The organism is Yersinia pekkanenii, assembly GCF_001152565.1.
GTDB classification, from domain to species: Bacteria; Pseudomonadota; Gammaproteobacteria; order Enterobacterales; family Enterobacteriaceae; genus Yersinia; species Yersinia pekkanenii.
Genome location: NZ_CQAZ01000172.1, coordinates 1 through 1,295, shown reverse-complemented (window position 1 = coordinate 1,295; position 1,295 = coordinate 1). Strand labels below are relative to the sequence as shown.

The following is a 1,295-nucleotide window of genomic DNA, read 5'->3' as shown; positions in this document are numbered from 1 at the left end:
CTTACCGCGTTGAAGCTGTCACCCAGGGCAACCTTCCTGTTACATCACCAGAAAATCCCCCTGCCGTACCGCAAGCTGATGCACCACTGAGCCTGAAAACCCCTGAAGAGCAGGCGCGGGAACAGGCCGAAAAAGCTGAAATAGACCGCCAACGGGCGATACCCCTTGAGGCAGGGAAATCGACGATCTCACCGGAGACGGCGGAAGCAGAAAAACAGATGATACGTGAGATACAGCAGGAAAAACAAGTGGATACACAACATCAACAACAGCATGCAGAGCAGGAAACTCATATCGAGCGTCAGCATAACCAGCAACAGGCGTTACAACAGCTGGAGCGGGAGATCGTCAAAGAGAAAATCCTGGGAGAATCATGATGAAAACACTTTTTGCCCTCATTGTGCCAGCAGGAATTTGAGACACCAGTGGGCTGAAGGAACGCCAATTAACGCCAACGACGCACTCTATTTTCAACCTTATTGATTGGCATATCGCGAATGCTTATGCGCCAACATGAGCAGCAGATCACGATCATTTACTGCCAGCGGGCAGAAATTGTAGTAATCTTTGCCTAATCGATCCTTTTTAGGTCCTTGAGGAGGCAGAGATGTCACAGGTTGTAGAAGTAGTTACTTCCTCATCGAAATCGAAGCGCAGTTACCGTAAAGGTAATCCTATGTCGGCTACAGAGAAGCAGTTAGCTTCCGTAGCTCGCAAGCGCATAACTCATAAAGAAGTTAATGTATTTATTCGAAACCCTTTGAAAGAAAACTTACTTGAGCTGTGTGTTGAGGAAGGTTTGACTCAAGGGCAGATGATAGAACGTTTGATAGAAAGTGAGCTGGCGAGAAGAGTTAATGGAAGGTAAACCGTTTACTTTCTTGATGGAATTAGCTTTGGATGCTAGATTACGGATAGTTTGAGATATTTTGGTGGGCCACGCCGTAAGGTGGCAGGGAACTGGTCCTGGTGAGGTATTACCCCGGAGCCAGAAAAGCAAAAACCCCGATAATCTCTTCACTTTGGCGGGCGAGAAGATTAACGGGGCCTACTAAAACTGTATAGAAGCTGTTGCTCTATGCAGGGAGTATAGAATTGTGCCGAAAATAATTCAACTCCTTCCGTGCAACATAAGCACGGGTAGGTTTGGCTAATACTGCCTCTTCTCAGAACTTTGCTGAGATATCAAACATATCCCGTCGTGGGGAGTCAAACTCTCTGCGCAAAGGGACATCAAAAATTCATCGGCGTTATGCGCCAGCACTGACCTGTACCGTTCCACGCGGCATGGCGTC

2 protein-coding genes are annotated in these 1,295 nt (G+C 47.6%); both read left to right on the top strand.

Annotation, left to right across the window (positions count from 1 at the left end; translation table 11 throughout):
* A partial coding sequence (locus tag AEP37_RS26800) for a hypothetical protein (RefSeq protein WP_049615643.1) occupies nt 1–377 on the top strand: 377 nt, incomplete at its 5' end.
* A gap of 230 nt (nt 378–607) precedes the next feature.
* A complete protein-coding gene (repA, locus tag AEP37_RS23745) occupies nt 608–868 on the top strand; it encodes a replication regulatory protein RepA (protein ID WP_049615642.1) in 261 nt (86 codons plus the stop codon).
* The last annotated feature ends 427 nt before the right edge of the window (nt 869–1,295 follow it).